This is a genomic window from Anabaena sp. TISTR 8404, from assembly GCF_056847745.1.
Genome location: NZ_CP180578.1, coordinates 6,355,035 through 6,371,254 on the forward strand (window position 1 = coordinate 6,355,035; position 16,220 = coordinate 6,371,254).

Consider the following 16,220-nt stretch of genomic DNA (forward strand, 5'->3'; position numbering starts at 1 on the left):
CCTCACCTTTGCGTCTTTGCGCCTTTGCGTGAGACAAAAATCATCTCGTCAGCAACACCAAACATAAAAACACAGATGCACATTGTCACCTGTGTTTATTTATATATCTCTGCGTTAAGCGAGATTCAACACCTTGCGTAACAGTGCTTGGTCTTCGATTTTGGCTTTGAGGCGACCATTTTCAACATCTCGAATCCAGCTTTGGCTTTTGCCGGTGAGTTTGGCTAATTCCCGTTGGGAAAGATTTAAATTTTTGCGGGCTTCTAAAATCTGTTCGCCAACTAAATCGCCTGTAATTCTGACTCGTCTTCTGTTCTTGAGGGTGCGGCGTTGCTTTTTTTCAGAGTCAGAGATTTGCTGTTCCCATTCTGGCGGTAGTTCAAATGACAAAATCCGCGCATTCATCAGCAGGTTCCATTTGCCGCGCGGGCCGGAATCTGTCAAGCGGGTTTCGCCACCACCGTCATTAATCCAAAATTCTAAGGCTTCGTCTGGATCTTCGGGTATGCCCATTAACTTCGCCCACAATGGTTGAATTTCTGGTGGGTAAGTTACGGGGTCAAACATGGGTTTGATTCCCAAATGATTCAGCACTTCTAAGTCATTTTCAAATGTTCGCAGCAGTCGTTTGCGTTCTTCTCGCTGTCGGGAGGCTAAGGTAACTTTTTCTTCTCCGTATGCAATGCGTAGTAAGGTAGGAACTGTGATGCGTTGTTCTCTACCCATCTTGGTTTTAAAGAGTAACCACAGCATAAGTCGGACTGCGCCTTCGTGTTGCTGCCAAATACTCATGACGGTGGTTAACAAGGTTTTTGGCAAACTACCATACTGATAAAAGGCGGTGCGTTCTTTACAGGCTTGTTTGTTTAAGAAATACTGCGCCCAGACTCCGGCTCTAATTTTGAAAGTTAGCCCAACTAGGTATTTGCATCCTATGTCATCTTCTTGGAAGTGGTGTTGAATATGGACTAAGTGCCACAAGCGAGATTTGGTAACTGAAAATCCTTTGACTTTGCCTTGCTGCGGCCAGTCAATGGAAATTAACAGCGAACAAGCTTGTTGGACAAGATTTTTCATTAAGGTGAGTTTGGCAGTTTTACTCAGGTCTTTGCGTTTTTCTAGCCCCAAGTATTTCTCGATTTGCCGTTCATCTACAGAAAATTCTTGCTCCCAAGGTTGTTCTAAGGTTGTAGCATAGGCGGCAAATATTAAATGGATACAAGCTGCCCTAATATCCATTGTCTCAATCGCTTCTAAATTAGTGATGCGATCGCTAACTTGAAAAGGATGTTGAATGTGAAAGGCGATCGCTCCCTTGCCTTGGCTGACTTGGCGGCTGTAACATAGATATCCTTCTGCGTCTTGTTCCCAATTTAAGGATGTGCGTTGAGCCAATACATTACACGCTTCCCAAATTGCGATCGCAGAAGCAAAAGGATTATTTTTCCCATTAGAAAATAAATCCGGGCTGGTAGCGTCTCGCGGTTCGACTTTACATCTCCCCTTTTTTGCCTGCCACGGTATGGGAGAATTTGTCGGACAAGCTATTACACATTGCGGTTCTGGATAATACCCCTCACAATTGTTACAAAGACAAGGATCAATCCAATATTCATCGTCTTCTAACTGAATCGCACCCGTAGGACATTGGGGACGGCAGTTATCACATCCAACGCAACTGTTGTTAGGAATTGTATACGGCATAAAACTTCTTCCCACCTAATCGTTGAGATGTTTGGCTCAAGTCTCCCCCTGGATGTGTCCTGTTTATTCATCACTCGCAACCACATTAGTTTGACTTTTCCCAGTATCTAAAAAACCTCTCTTCAAACCTCTCTCCTCATAGGAGAGAGGCTTTGATTTCTCCCCATTCCCTCGTAGGGAAGGGGGCTGGGGGGTTAGGTTTTAGAGTTAGCTTTTTCACATGACATGAAAAGTCAACCACATTAATTACCTAGCAAGAAGTAAATTTACTTGCTGCGATAATTGCCCACATCCATATTCAGACTTAGTATCCAAGTAGAGGCTCTGTCAGGCTTTTCAGCCGAGCCGGATATTTATTCTTCATTAACTATAAATTTCATAAATATTTAGATGATTTTGTTCATCATGAGCCTAGGAAATTTTCTTAAGCTTTCATGTTTTTTTAATTCTTAACCTTTTGTTTTTGACTTCAAAAGCTTAACCTAAGGTTTTTTGCCGAATATTTGTATACACAATTATTTCTAAAAATATCGTTTATTAATAATTTTAATATTTAATATCAAGCTAACTGCTATAAAAGTCACATTTTTACTTGAAATGCCTAAATTCTTCTCTATTATCATAATTCGTGCATCTTTCTTACTAATTAACAATACTTTGCTAATACAAATTGAAAATATAGTTTTGTAACTAAATAACATATGTTGTGTATAGCGAATTACTAGTTTTATTGGCGAAACTAAAAACTGCAAAATAATTGCACTATTAATATAGGTAGTAATTAACTGGTAAGTAAATTATTTAGCTTAGTAGGTGTGGCTCAGAACGCCGACATCTTTAAGAAGTCGGGGATATTGTTGTTCATGCACAATTTAAAGCTGCCATTTTTATAAAAAATGCCTAATAATTATTGCTATAAAATCTCATTTATTAATGAGGCTAAATTTTAAAAGTAGGCTAAAAGTCATCAAATTTTAATGAAAGGAAAATTAATCGTTTCACAACAAAACAAAACAATTAGATTAAGTTAGTATGAAATTAAGTACAAACGATTAGATAGGCAAAATCGCCGAAGGTTTATTCATGGCAACACTAACAGGATTGACATTTGGAGGTAAGACCTGGACACCTAAATTTGCCCAGGAAATTGACAAAGATAAATGTATCGGCTGTGGCAGATGCATTAAAGTTTGTGGATATAGCGTGCTAGATTTAAAAGCACTCAATGAAGAAGGCGAATTTGTAGATGATGAAGAAGATGATGAAATCGAGCGCAAAGTCATGGTAGTTGCTCATCCAGAGAACTGCATTGGTTGCGTAGCTTGCGCCCGGATTTGTCCTAAGAACTGCTACACCCATGCTGAATTAAACAACTAAATATTTTGTGACTATTCACAGTGTTTGTTTTGATAAGGGGGTAGAAAGCAAGGTAAATAGAGGGGATTTATATATTTACTAGAACTAGTTAAAAAGTTCATGGTAAACAAATGCGTAAATTTGAAATTGTTAATTATTAACTAAATCATACTTGCTGCTAATTTTACTGTTCAATATTAGAACTAATAGCACCCTCTTATAACAACTAACTGTTGTAGAACTAGAAGGCGCACTTTCCATAGTCATTAGAAATATTGTTAAGTTTTTGGGGGAAGGATCTGAAGAGATCTGGAAAATTCCCCCAATTTTTATAGGGAGTAAGATACAACGTTAATAAGTAGAAGTCAAAAGTTAAAAATCAAAAACCAGAAGAATTTGATTATAAGCTTTTGTACTGTTTTAAATGATGAGGTTCTTGATGCTGCTGAAGTATAAAAATAGAAGCATTAACTATAAAATTTCATACTTCACACTTCACACTTCATACTTACAGGAGCTTTTATGCAACAAATTCCTGTTTCACTATGGACGCTAGTTGCTGGCATAGTAGTTACAGCAGTAAGTGTTTGGATTGGTCACAACCACGCTCTACTACCAGAACAAGCATCACAACAAGCACCTTTGGTAGACGGATTTTTTAATATCATGTTTACCATTGCGATCGCTTTATTTCTGGTTGTAGAAGGAACCATTCTGATTTTTTTAGTAAAGTACCGTCGCCGTCGCGGGGACGATACTGATGGCTTACCAGTAGAGGGCAATGTTCCCTTAGAAATTTTTTGGACAGCTATCCCATCGGTGATTGTAATTGGCTTAGGCATCTATAGCGTAGATGTTTTTAATCAGATGGGAGGTTTTGAGCCAGGAAGTCATACCCATTCTCCGGCTCATGTTGCCCATACTTCTGGAACTGCTCTTGCGGCTACCCTTAATAATACCGCAGAAACAACCTCAGCCCCAAGCATAGGCATTGGTGCAAAAAACAGCCAAAGCAAACCTGCTGATTTAGTAGTGAACGTTACCGGAATGCAGTTTGCTTGGATATTCGAGTATCCCAACAGTGGCGTTACCACTGGCGAATTGCACGTTCCTGTTGGTGCTGATGTGCAGCTGAACTTGTCAGCACAGGATGTAATTCACGCCTTTTGGGTTCCACAATTCCGGTTGAAACAAGACGCGCTTCCCGGTATCCCCACCGAACTGCGATTCACCGCCACAAAAACAGGTACATATCCTGTCGTCTGTGCGGAACTGTGCGGAGGCTATCACGGTTCCATGCGATCGCAAGTCATCGTCCACACACCCGCAGAATACGATAGTTGGCTAAAAGAAAGCCAACTCGCCCAAAAGCCCGATTTGCAACAAGCAATCGCAATTAATCCCGCCGACTTATCCACCTCCGAGTTCCTTGCACCCCACATCCAACACCTGGGCGTAAGTACAGAAACTATCCAGTCAATAGTCAAGAGTCAAGGGTCAATAGTCAATGGTCAATAGACCTCTTGCAAAAGTTGTTATTTGCGAACTTTTCTTTGCGCCTTTGCGCCTTTGCGTGAGGCATAAAATTCTTGTTCTCCAATATTCGTGCCAGAAGTCTAATGACCAATGACAAAGGACAAATTTATGACACAAACAGAATTACCTCGGAACACGCCACCCGATAAGAATCCCAAAGTGACAGTTGCCCACACCGCACATCCCAAGGCGTGGAAATGGTACGACTACTTCACCTTCAACATTGACCATAAGGTGATTGGGATTCAATATCTAGTCACGGCGTTTTTGTTTTACCTCATCGGTGGATTAATGGCGATCGCCATTCGCGCGGAACTCGCCACACCAGACGCGGATGTATTAGATCCCAATCTGTATAACGCCTTCATGACCAATCACGGAACAATCATGATTTTCTTATGGATTGTTCCGAGTGCGATTGGGGGATTTGGCAACTATCTAGTACCGTTGATGGTTGGTGCTAGGGATATGGCATTCCCGAAACTGAATGCGATCGCCTTTTGGTTAAACCCACCGGCTGGATTGTTGCTATTAGCAAGTTTCTTTTTCGGTGGTTCGCAATCTGGTTGGACAGCGTACCCACCTCTAAGTTTAGTCACCGCACCAATTGCCCAATCCTTATGGATTTTGGCGATTGTCTTAGTGGGAACCTCCTCAATTTTGGGTTCGCTAAACTTTGTCATCACCATCCTGATGATGAAAGTCCCCAGTATGAAATGGGATCAATTACCCTTATTCTGCTGGGCAATCTTAGCTACCTCCGTACTAGCGCTTCTTTCCACACCTGTGTTAGCTGCGGGTTTAGTGCTGCTGTTGTTTGATATCAACTTCGGCACATCCTTCTTTAAACCAGATGCTGGCGGTAACGTCGTTATCTATCAACACCTTTTCTGGTTCTATTCTCACCCGGCAGTATATCTGATGATTCTGCCCATCTTCGGCATCATGTCCGAAGTGATTCCCGTCCACGCACGTAAACCAATTTTCGGATATAAAGCGATCGCTTATTCCAGCTTGGCAATTTGCGTCGTCGGTTTGTTCGTCTGGGTACACCATATGTTTACCAGTGGTACACCCGGTTGGATGCGGATGTTCTTCACCATCTCCACCCTTATCGTTGCCGTTCCTACAGGCGTGAAGATTTTTGGATGGGTTGCTACCCTCTGGGGTGGAAAAATCCGCTTCACCAGCGCCATGCTATTTGCCATTGGCTTGTTGTCAATGTTCGTCATGGGTGGTTTAAGCGGCGTGACAATGGGAACAGCCCCCTTTGACGTTCACGTTCACGATACCTACTATGTAGTCGGACATTTCCACTACGTCTTATTTGGCGGTTCCGTATTTGGTATTTACGCAGGTATATATCACTGGTTCCCCAAAATGACCGGACACAAGCTAAACGAAACCTTGGGACGCATTCACTTTGCCCTCACCTTCATCGGGACAAACCTCACCTTCTTACCTATGCACGAATTAGGTTTGCAAGGAATGCCCCGACGAGTCGCAATGTATGACCCCCAATTCACTAGCTTGAATGAGATTTGTACCATCGGCGCATTTATCTTAGGCTTATCAGTCATCCCCTTTACCATCAATATTCTTTGGAGTTGGAGTAAAGGCGAAGTAGCAGGTGATAATCCTTGGCACGCTTTGACCCTAGAATGGACAACCAGTTCACCTCCATTGATTGAAAACTGGGAAGTCCTACCAGTAGTAACTCACGGCCCCTACGACTACGGCCATAGTGTAGAAGCGCAACCAACCGCAACACCTGAAGTTAGTGCTTAGTTAAAACCTAACCCCCCAACCCCCTTCCCTACGAGGGAAGGGGGAGTAAGAAAGATTCCCCTCTCCTCATAGGAGAGGGGTTAGGGGAGAGGTCAAAATATTACGGTAGAAGCACAACCAACCGCAACACCTGAAGTTAGTGCTTAGTTAAAAACCTAACCCCCCAACCCCCTTCCCTACGAGGGAAGGGGGAGTTAGACAAATTCCCCTCTCCTATGAGGAGAGGGGTTAGGGGAGAGGTCAAATCTCACCCTTGTTAGAAATTCAAATGGTAAAAATATGACAGTCGCCACGCCCAGCGAACATCACGGACATGATGCCGAACATCATCCTGATTTGCGAGTTCCGGGATTACTAACCTTCCTCATCTCAGAATCCCTAATGTTTGGCGGATTCTTTGCTACTTACTTGTTCTTTCGCGGCACTACACCAGTATGGCCACCAGAAGGAACAGAAGTAGAATTACTCGTACCCACAATTAACACCATCATTCTGGTGTCTAGCAGCTTCGTCATTCACTTTGGTGATGTAGCGATTAAAAAGAATAACGTCGCCGGAATGCAACGATGGTATAAAATTACCGCCATCATGGGTGCGCTGTTCTTGTTAGGTCAAGTGTATGAATACCTAACCTTGGGATATGGCATGACAGCCAATATCTTTGCCAACTGCTTCTATATCATGACAGGCTTCCACGGTTTGCATGTATTTGTGGGACTGTTATTGATTTTAGGAGTATTAAAGCGATCGCAGCGTCCCGGTCATTACTCAGCAACCAAACACACCGGCATCGAAATGGCAGAAATTTACTGGCACTTCGTAGACATCATTTGGATTGTTCTCTTTTCTTTGTTGTACATTCTCACACAGTTTTAAGTAATGAGTAGGGTGTGTTACGGCACAAAGTGATTAAGTGAAACGAAAATAATTATTTTTGCCGTAACGCACCAATTATTTAGATGCGTTACTTCATACTTCACACTTCAGAATTTTTATGGTCGATACCAACAGATTTTCTTGGTTTCAAGTACCAGAAAATGTCAAAAAATTACTAATTCTAGCAGCCGATACTTGGCATAATAATTCTGAATCCGAGAAATATATGCAACAAGCTATCACGGAAGCCGGAGACAATACAGACATTTTAGTTTCAGCATATAGATATTTTTACTACAAAAATAATTATTCTCTCGCCTTGCAAACAACATCGAAATTATTAGATAAAATTAAGAAAGCAGAAAATTTTCCTGAAAATTGGGAACAGCTAAAACCCATACTCATCAATCGGAGGGAAGAAAACCAAATCAGGTTGTACTTAAATGCATACTCTGCCACTGGTTTGGTTTTAGCTAAATTAGGAGACATAGAACAAGCCAAAGAAATCAGCATCAGGGTTCAAGAAATTGACCCTAAAAATGATTATGGTGCTGGTATCCTCCTGGATATTTTGACACGTCCAGCCGAGGAAGAAGATTGAATAGTCAAGAGTCAATTGTCAATATTCAAGAGTAATTTGACAATTGACCATTGACTAATGACTATGGACAAATATTTGCCAACACTCAACAGTCAAAATTTACAAACCATGATGAACAATTTTTATTTTGCTCGACCTCTTTCCACATTTACCCTGCCAGAAAATCCCCTTCCAAATACTGTTCCCTTATCTCCTGTGACTCTTCCTGATACTAATTCTCCTTGGTATGCCGCACCAGTAATTGTCATGCCTTCAACTTCTCAATTTAGATTCTAAAATTTATGCAAGGTAGGGATTGGCTACTTACTGGAGACGGTCAGTATCAAATCTGTAAATCTGTAAGAGCATGGGATTTATTGCGAGAAAATTATCGCCTCTATCGTTTTTTGACTGAGGTGGAAGATGTTCTCAATGGTGTTGAGGATGAATCTAGCCGCCTACCAGAAATTAGGATGTTGGTGAGGCGCTTAATTGCCAATTCCTACTGGGTCAGAAGTCAACATTTAGAGCCTTGTCCCAAAACAGGTACTTCTGTTCTTCTCTTATATGATGAATTGGGTTTTCCGTTGACTGTCCAAACAGTAACTTTTGCACCAGGGACAACTTCAACCATTCATAATCATGGCACTTGGGGAGTTGTAGCGGTATTAAAAGGTCAAGAAAAAAACACTGTTTGGCGACGCAATTACAACTCAAAATCCCCAGGACAAATTGAACAAACGGGAGAAATAACTTTATCGGCTGGAGATATTGTTAGCTTCACTCCCGATGCAATTCACAACGTGCAAGCAGTCGGTGATGAACCAACTGTGACTTTCAATATTTATGGGGAAACTGATCCAAAACAAAGATTTGAGTTTGATTTAGTTACCCAAACTGCACGAAAGTTTTAATTTGAGTAAAGTGCTAAGTGCTGAGTATAAAATCAGTAGCTTTAAGCCTTGGAACAATCACCACTTTCCTAGCCTAAGTGACTACACACTAAGAAAGGCATTACTCAGCACTTTCAACTCAGCACTCAGCACTTTCTAGAGGGTTCTCTGTGTAAGTCCTAAACCATTAAGTGGATTGGGAGCAAGCACAATGGCAAGAGTAATTTTTTATGAAAAACCAGGCTGTAAAAATGGTACTCGGCAAAAAGTTTTGCTGACTGCGGCTGGTCATGAAGTGATTTCATACAACTTATTAACCGAACCTTGGACAATTGAGCGTTTACGGTCATTTTTTGGTAATCGCCCTGTATCTGAATGGTTTAATCGGGCTGCACCCAAGGTAAAATCAGGCGAGATTATTCCCGAAAATATCGACGCGGAAACCGCCTTGGTACAGATGTTGCGTGATCCGCTATTAATTCGCCGCCCTTTAATTCAAGTAGGCGATCGCCGCGAAGTTGGTTTTGAAGTCGAAAAACTTGACGCTTGGATTGGCTTAAAACCTGTAGACGAATCTTTCCAAGCTATGAGTGAAGACCTCATGAGTAAAGATTTACAAGGCTGCGCTCACGGCGGTAATCACCATCATGACCATGAACATGGCCACAGTCATGGTAATTGCAAACATTAAATAAGTACCTCTCCCTCCCAGCCTCCCTCTCCTACAAGGCGTTCGCGAAGCGTCTCCGTCAGGAGAGGGAGGAGCAAGGTAATAATCAGCTTTTTAAGCCTCTCCCCTAAAAGGAGAGAGGTTTGGAGAGGGGTTAATTTTACTTTTTCCTTTTAACTTTTGACTTCTTAACTAATGCTCAAATCTTGAAACATTGCTGTGCTGAGGTAACGTTCACCGAAGGAAGGCTGAATCATCACAATCAAACGACCAGCATTTTCTGGTCGTTTTGCTACTTGCAATGCAGCACACAAAGCCGCACCTGAAGAAATACCTGATAATAAGCCTTCTTCTTTGGCTAACCTGCGTCCGTACATCATGGCTTGGTCATCGCTAACTCGGATAACTTCATCCACCAATTCCAAGCGCAGTACATCGGGGACAAAGCCTGCGCCAATACCTTGTATTTTATGGGGGCCTGCTTCACCACCAGAGAGGACAGGGCTATTGCTTGGTTCAACTGCGATCGCCTGTAAACTAGGTTTACGTTGTTTTAATACTTCGGCAATTCCGGTAATTGTCCCGCCAGTACCTACCCCAGCAATCACAATATCTACTTCGCCGTCTGTATCTTCCCAAATTTCTTCGGCGGTGGTTTCGCGGTGAATTTTCGGGTTAGCTGGGTTGCGGAACTGTTGCAGCATATATGCGTCGGGTGTATTCGCCACGATTTCTTCGGCTTTGCGAATTGCGCCTCGCATTCCTTCTGGGCCTGGTGTCAATTCTAGTTTTGCACCATAAGCGCGAAGCATCGAGCGCCGCTCTTGGCTCATGGTTTCTGGCATAGTCAAAATTAGACTGTAACCACGTGCTGCTGCTACCATTGCCAAGGCGATTCCGGTATTTCCAGAAGTTGGCTCAACTAAAACTGTTTTACCTGGTTTGATTAAACCCTCGGCTTCGGCTGAATTGATCATACTCACGCCAATCCGGTCTTTAACAGAAGCGGCTGGGTTCATCCCTTCTAGTTTGGCAACTATTCGAGCGACTGCTCCTTCGGCTTGGGGAATTTTATTTAGTTGAACTAAGGGAGTTCTACCAATCAGTTCTGTAACATCTTTAGCAATTCGCATAAATTAACTCCGAAACCTTTAATTTTAAAGCAGCATATTTACTTATAACAATCATGTTTGGGCAACGGCTGAGGTGAGCGATCGCCAAAACTATTTAATTTCACTAAAGCATAAATATGTAACACCAAGAAATAATTTTGGTTAATTGACTCCTAAATTCGTATTTTCTAATACCATTAACTAACAATTGCAATATTTAAGCATTCTTAGATACTAAACATCAGCTTGTTTGTTGAAACTTATTTAGCTTACCTTCTGTCTAACAAAGCAGGATGATAAAAATTCCCTTCATATTTTTCAAGATACTCCCAACGAAATCAACAGCTTATTTAACAGTTTGATCAAATATCTAAATTTCTATATATCAAGCTCTAAAATGTAAGTTAAATACAGCAAGATTATTAAGTGTTCAAATCTTGATATTTCCCCTTTCTTTAATTGATTTTTTGATTAATTCTAGTTAGCTCAAATATGAATTCTTTACCTTGAGTACAAAAATTCTTCATCAAAACTTATCAAAAAAAAATCGTTTCTAACTATAGCCTGTCTAGCTTTGAGCCTGAGTGCAAAAATTCCCGAACCCCACCTAAGCAATACTAGTACCTTTGCCCAAAAATACTAGTCCCTCTACCCTAAATAAATTTTAAAAGCTTGTATAGCAATTGTTTTAGGTTTTGAGTACAACTTTAATCAATTTAATAAACTTAATCCACGTCAACTAAACAGCTACCCTGAAAGTCGGCTGATATAAAACATATAGGATTTACGCAGAGATTCCCCTCTACCCCCCGAAATTCTCTAGCTTGCTAGTGAACTAGGGGGGACTTCTTATACCATTTTGGATTTTAGATTTTGGATTGGGAATTGTTTTCTTGCGTCTATCTTCTACCAATCCATTTGTTATCATCATTCTTTGAAAGTGAAGTTTTAGAAAACTAAGTAATTATTAACTAACTAATAACTGTAAAGAATAATATCCCCATCTTCTCAAAGAAGTCAGGGATCTAAAGCCTACTAATTTTGTCCAACTAAATTTCTTATCTAGTCCCTAGCCTCTACCTGAAGGATGAAAGTTAAACTTTTAAATGTTCTCACAGTTTGCCTAGTAACATTAATAGTAATTTCTCCAGCGATGGTAGTCCTGAGAGTAGTTTGGGAAAAACATGGAGAGTTAGTTAAGGCACAGAATTTAACTTGTGAAGTTAATAAGCTTAACAAAGTAAATCAAGCCTTATATCCTCCGGTAACGGCTGGTGTTAATTACTGCGATCGCAACGTCGTGAACCAACCGCTAACTACTGATTTTGTATATAAAGTTGCCGTTATTCTGCAATGGTTTATCTTGCTAACCCCAGTTTGTATCGGGTTAGGAATTCTTGTATACGACAGGTATCTAGCTCATCGCGCTGCCGTATTTCAAGAACAAGTAGAAATGCTAGAAAGACTTTGGCAACAAAGTATCGAACAATAATCCATTCACGCTCCACAATTACAAAATATTATGACTGAAGAACGGCAAGCCCAATATTTTGATTTAATCGATAAATTACTACAATGTCCTAATGGTCAAGAACCAGAAGTTCTAGAAGCACATTCAGAATTAATTGACGCTAATTTAGTAGAATCTATGGCTAGAGTTGCCACAATGTTTGCTCACGAAGGTAATCAAGATGGCGCTCAATTTTTGTTTTTTTTAGCCCGCGAGCTTGCTAAACAATTAGGCTTATATCCCGATTTTAACAATTCCGAAGCTGCAAAATCTGAAGTGCCTAATAAGGAGTAATCATGCTACTGACGGCAACTGATGCTGGACATATAGCGTTAGAGTTTCTCTTAGCAGACTGGAATATTCGTGACGAATATAGAGAGTGGTTTACTATTATAAAATCTCGTTTGGTTGGCGAGAGTTGGTACATTGTCGAGTTGGGTGTAGAAGGCTTTCCTGATCGATGGTTTATTCAAGTTTACGATACAGGAGAATGCGACCCAAGTTATACCTTTATTTCTCCTATCAGTGGAAAAGAGGGATTTTCAGACTTTTGTGATTTACCTGAAATGGTTGCTGAAGTATTAGTGGCAGAGCGAAAATCTCGATAAGAAACCGATTGAGGACTGATTATTCAGAAAATATCGAAGAAGCTCAGAACCCCGACTTCTCAGAGAAGTTGGGGTTCTTGGTCTCTCTTGGCTTTTATAAAATCATATTTTCTATATATTATTTAACACTAAAAAGCAATATAAATCACACTTTACATCATGCTTAATTAACAAATATATGTTATATTAAATAGCGTGATGAACGCTACAGAAATATCAGTTAAAATGATTACTGAAGATATCATCGCTAAAGAATACAAAAGAATCGTCAGCGAGTATTATCCAAAAGTTGGGGAACTACTAGACGGGTGTTATGTGAAAGTTATCACCTGTTTTTGGGGAAGACCGCCAAGACGCTTGCAATACATAGGTATTTATTGCTCTGAGGAAATGCTGCCCTATGTCAGAGAACACCAAAAAATCCTCAGAGACATAGCCGACAATATGGGATTAGTACAAGTAGTTTGTATGAACGCTAAACGCTTGGTGAGAGATCCCAAATCGAAGCTAAAAGATACCGATCCACGCCTGTGGTTGGAGTTGCAAATGGTAGCAACCTAAGAATAGCAAACAATGAAAATTGGACTTTTCTGCAATTACGAAAATCATCACCAAAATGCCCGCCGTGCTATTTTTGAGCAAGTCGCTTTAGTCAGACAAGCCGAAAGCTTAAACTTTGAAGAAGCTTGGGTGAGCGAGCATCATTTTAGTGAAGTCAATCTCAGTTCTGCCATGCTGCTATTGATGGCACATTTAGCGGGTGCTACCTCAAAAATTCGCTTAGGCACCGCAGCGGTTTTGCTTCCATTTCACAACCCGATTCGGGTAGCAGAAGATATTGCTACCTTGGATAATTTGTGTAATGGCAGATTATTATTTGGAGTTGCCAAAGGCGGGCCTTTCCCCCAGCAAAATAAACATTTTGCAATTTCAATGGGAGAATCTCGCGCCAGAATGCTAGAGGCCTTGGCATTGATTCAAAAGCTGTTATATGAAAAGGAAGTTTCATTTCACGGGCAATATTATCAATGCGATCGCCTCACAGTTTACCCTAAACCTTTGCAACAGCAAATCCCGGTATATATAGCCAGTGGTGATGATACAAGCATCGAATTTGCGGCAAAAAATTCCTTTAGCTTGATGGGAGGGCCACCCTTTGCGCTAGAGAGATTGAAAAAAACAGTCAGCCAATATCGAGATATTAATCCTAGTGGTGCAGATAATTTTGTGTTAGCACGCTTCTTTTTTGTGGGACAAACCAACGAAGCCGCTATTAACGAAGCAATGCCTTTTATCCGCCAATTTAGCCAAAAAATGAAAGCTAACTCGGCAGTAGTAATGCAGAATAGTTCCAACAATGGCCATAAGCCATTTGACCGCACAAACATTTGTTTTGACGAAGACTATTTGATTGAAAATTCAATCATCGGTGATGTTATTACTTGTCGAGACAAAATCAAAAAATTTCAGGACGAATTGAATCTAGGTACATTAGCGCTCAAACCGACATCGTTTGATATGCAAAAAAACATCGAAAGTTTGCAGCGCTACAACCAAGAGGTACGCAATTATGTCTAAATTAAACCAGCTTCCACCCGATGATTTACCTTCTAATGGGGTAACAAAAGAGGATGGAATGCTGCACTTAGAGTTAGAGCAAGCGATTGGGCGATGCTTTTATTACAGTTGCGATCGCATTACTCAAGCTCTACTCAATAATTGTCAGTGGTATCTTACTGATAAAGACACAAAAGTCATGTTAGTAATTGATTGCCCTGACATCGTATCTTACTGGCATATAGTCAGCAATATTCCCCAGTTAGGTAATCGATTAGAGAGATTTACAACCAATGCCAAAATCAAAGTTTATCCGCCTTTTGGTAAAGGTGCGCCGTTAGAAATTAGTGTAAATGAAATCTCTGCTTATCGAGATTGGCTGTAGAGTTATACTTACTCATTCTAAAACCCAGTTTTTTTGAAAAAACTGGGTTTTTGCATTTTCACTGAGAAACATACAGCAAAATTAAGAAGGAGAACAGCTTCTATACATAGCTATTACTACTGGATTTTAAATTTGAGATGACTACGACTACTAAAAAATCATCCAAAAAAGCTTGGGCAGGTGCGATCGCCCAACCAGGAACAGAATTTCCTCTCACCCAACTGCCAATTATCTCTGGTCAAATCCCCGATGGCTTACGTGGCACACTTTACCGCAATGGCCCCGCACGCCTAGAACGTGGCGGTAAGCCTATGGGACACTGGTTTGATGGAGATGGGGCAATTCTTGCTGTTCATTTTACCAATGCCGGAGCCACCGCAGTTTATCGCTACGTGCAAACCGCAGGCTACAAAGCAGAAGCCGCAGCAGATAAACTGCTTTACGGTAACTATGGTATGACTGCACCAGGAGCTTTTTGGAATCAATTACTCAGACCAGTGAAAAACGCTGCGAATACTTCGGCGATCGCACTTCCAAATAAACTTTTAGCACTGTGGGAAGCAGGTAAACCCTACGCCTTAGATTTGCAAACTTTAGAAACTTGGGGCGAAGATGATTTAGGAGAATTAAATAAAGGATTAACTTATTCCGCACACTATAAGCGCGACGAGCAAACAGGGGAGATTTTTAACTTTGGTATTACTCCAGGATTAAATTCCAGACTAAATATTTATAAAAGCGATTTTACTGGCAAAATTATCCAAAAATCAGCATATTCCCTTGATGGCATCCCAATAGTGCATGATTTTGTTTTAGCAGGACAATATCTTGTATTTTGCATTCCCCCAGTACGGCTGAATTTTTTTCCTGTACTGCTCGGAACAAACTATAGTGATGCGTTAGAGTGGCGACCTCAACTAGGAACTCAAATTTTAGTTTTCGATCGCCAGACGTTATCTTTAGTAAGTCGTAGTGAAGCCGAACCTTGGTATCAGTGGCATTTTGCCAACGGTTATGTAGATGCTAACGGTTCAGTAATTGTAGATATTGCTCGTTACAAAGACTTTCAAACAAACCAGTACCTGAAAGAAGTAGCTACAGGTGAGACTCACACACCTGCTCAAAGTACACTAACGCGAGTACATTTTCAGCCCCAAACTGGCAAAGTTACGAACATTGAGCAAATACTAGACAGACATTGCGAGTTTCCAACTGTACAACAGCACAATGTCGGTCAAGCCTCTCGGTATACATATTTTGCCTCATTCCAAAAAGGAACAGATATTAGTAAAGAACTACTAAATGCGATCGCACGTTTCGATCACCAAACCCAAACCCTAAGCGAAACAAACTTAAAAGAAAATCTTTATACTTCCGAACCACTACCTGTGCAAGATACCCAAAACCCTGAGCAAACTTGGATAATCAGCGTGATATACGATGGTAATTCTCATAGTAGTCAAGTTTGGGTATTTGATAGCGATCGCTTAAACGAAGAACCAGTCTGCAAACTAGGATTACCAAATGTCATTCCCCCTAGTTTCCACGGCACTTGGAAGTCGGCATAAAGAAATCTCTAGGTTGCTCGGTTGTTGCAGAATTCAGCAGCCAGTAGTCAATATTTATTCTAAATATTGACTACTGA

General features: G+C 40.9%; 17 protein-coding genes. 15 read left to right on the forward strand and 2 right to left on the reverse strand.

The window, feature by feature from the left end; genetic code table 11:
- Nucleotides 1–114: 114 nt before the first annotated feature.
- Nucleotides 115–1,704, reverse strand: a complete 1,590-nt coding sequence (locus tag ACMX3D_RS27460; protein WP_482748935.1) for a helix-turn-helix domain-containing protein — start codon at nt 1,702–1,704, stop codon at nt 115–117.
- A 1,083-nt stretch (nt 1,705–2,787) separates the two neighbouring features.
- Here ACMX3D_RS27460 and fdxB point away from each other — a divergent pair.
- The 8 genes from fdxB (at nt 2,788) to ACMX3D_RS27500 (ending at nt 9,424) form a co-directional block, all read left to right on the forward strand.
- Nucleotides 2,788–3,081, forward strand: a complete 294-nt coding sequence (gene fdxB / locus ACMX3D_RS27465) for a ferredoxin III, nif-specific (protein WP_482748936.1) — start codon at nt 2,788–2,790, stop codon at nt 3,079–3,081.
- Nucleotides 3,082–3,582: 501 nt separating this feature from the next.
- Entirely contained in the window at nt 3,583–4,578 is a 996-nt protein-coding gene (locus tag ACMX3D_RS27470; protein ID WP_482748937.1) for a cytochrome c oxidase subunit II, read from the forward strand.
- Between the two features lie 126 nt (nt 4,579–4,704).
- Nucleotides 4,705–6,384 (forward strand): cytochrome c oxidase subunit I, encoded by a 1,680-nt coding sequence (ctaD, locus tag ACMX3D_RS27475; protein WP_482748938.1) that lies wholly within the window; start codon nt 4,705–4,707, stop codon nt 6,382–6,384.
- A gap of 279 nt (nt 6,385–6,663) precedes the next feature.
- Nucleotides 6,664–7,260: a cytochrome c oxidase subunit 3 gene (locus ACMX3D_RS27480; protein WP_482748939.1), complete on the forward strand. Its 597-nt coding sequence runs from the start codon at nt 6,664–6,666 to the stop codon at nt 7,258–7,260.
- A gap of 118 nt (nt 7,261–7,378) precedes the next feature.
- The gene (locus ACMX3D_RS27485) at nt 7,379–7,861 is read left to right on the forward strand and encodes a hypothetical protein (RefSeq protein ID WP_482748940.1); all 483 of its coding nucleotides are present in this window, start codon (nt 7,379–7,381) and stop codon (nt 7,859–7,861) included.
- A gap of 57 nt (nt 7,862–7,918) precedes the next feature.
- Nucleotides 7,919–8,137, forward strand: coding sequence for a hypothetical protein (locus tag ACMX3D_RS27490; protein WP_482748941.1), 219 nt, complete (start codon nt 7,919–7,921; stop codon nt 8,135–8,137).
- A gap of 5 nt (nt 8,138–8,142) precedes the next feature.
- On the forward strand, nt 8,143–8,754 hold the full coding sequence (locus tag ACMX3D_RS27495; protein ID WP_482748942.1) for a cysteine dioxygenase family protein: 612 nt from the start codon (nt 8,143–8,145) through the stop codon (nt 8,752–8,754).
- Between the two features lie 190 nt (nt 8,755–8,944).
- Nucleotides 8,945–9,424, forward strand: a complete 480-nt coding sequence (locus ACMX3D_RS27500) for an ArsC/Spx/MgsR family protein (protein ID WP_482748943.1) — start codon at nt 8,945–8,947, stop codon at nt 9,422–9,424.
- 167 nt (nt 9,425–9,591) lie between these two features.
- Here the strand turns inward: ACMX3D_RS27500 and cysK are convergent, their stop codons facing one another.
- The gene (gene cysK / locus ACMX3D_RS27505; protein ID WP_482748944.1) at nt 9,592–10,536 is read right to left on the reverse strand and encodes a cysteine synthase A; all 945 of its coding nucleotides are present in this window, start codon (nt 10,534–10,536) and stop codon (nt 9,592–9,594) included.
- Between the two features lie 1,066 nt (nt 10,537–11,602).
- Here cysK and ACMX3D_RS27510 point away from each other — a divergent pair.
- The 7 genes from ACMX3D_RS27510 to ACMX3D_RS27540 all read left to right on the forward strand — a co-directional run bounded on the left by ACMX3D_RS27510 (nt 11,603) and on the right by ACMX3D_RS27540 (nt 16,143).
- Nucleotides 11,603–12,007, forward strand: coding sequence for a hypothetical protein (locus ACMX3D_RS27510; protein WP_482748945.1), 405 nt, complete (start codon nt 11,603–11,605; stop codon nt 12,005–12,007).
- Between the two features lie 30 nt (nt 12,008–12,037).
- Nucleotides 12,038–12,319, forward strand: a complete 282-nt coding sequence (locus ACMX3D_RS27515; protein WP_482748946.1) for a hypothetical protein — start codon at nt 12,038–12,040, stop codon at nt 12,317–12,319.
- Nucleotides 12,320–12,321: 2 nt separating this feature from the next.
- Nucleotides 12,322–12,633 (forward strand): hypothetical protein, encoded by a 312-nt coding sequence (locus ACMX3D_RS27520; RefSeq protein WP_482748947.1) that lies wholly within the window; start codon nt 12,322–12,324, stop codon nt 12,631–12,633.
- 198 nt (nt 12,634–12,831) lie between these two features.
- Nucleotides 12,832–13,194 carry a hypothetical protein gene (locus ACMX3D_RS27525; RefSeq protein WP_482748948.1) on the forward strand — a complete coding sequence of 121 codons (363 nt, stop codon included), beginning with the start codon at nt 12,832–12,834 and terminating at the stop codon, nt 13,192–13,194.
- Between the two features lie 12 nt (nt 13,195–13,206).
- Nucleotides 13,207–14,211, forward strand: a complete 1,005-nt coding sequence (locus tag ACMX3D_RS27530; RefSeq protein WP_482748949.1) for an LLM class flavin-dependent oxidoreductase — start codon at nt 13,207–13,209, stop codon at nt 14,209–14,211.
- Nucleotides 14,204–14,575: a hypothetical protein gene (locus ACMX3D_RS27535; RefSeq protein WP_482748950.1), complete on the forward strand. Its 372-nt coding sequence runs from the start codon at nt 14,204–14,206 to the stop codon at nt 14,573–14,575. Before ACMX3D_RS27530 ends, ACMX3D_RS27535 begins: the two co-directional genes overlap by 8 nt.
- A gap of 137 nt (nt 14,576–14,712) precedes the next feature.
- Nucleotides 14,713–16,143: a carotenoid oxygenase family protein gene (locus ACMX3D_RS27540; RefSeq protein ID WP_482748951.1), complete on the forward strand. Its 1,431-nt coding sequence runs from the start codon at nt 14,713–14,715 to the stop codon at nt 16,141–16,143.
- Nucleotides 16,144–16,220: the final 77 nt, after the last annotated feature.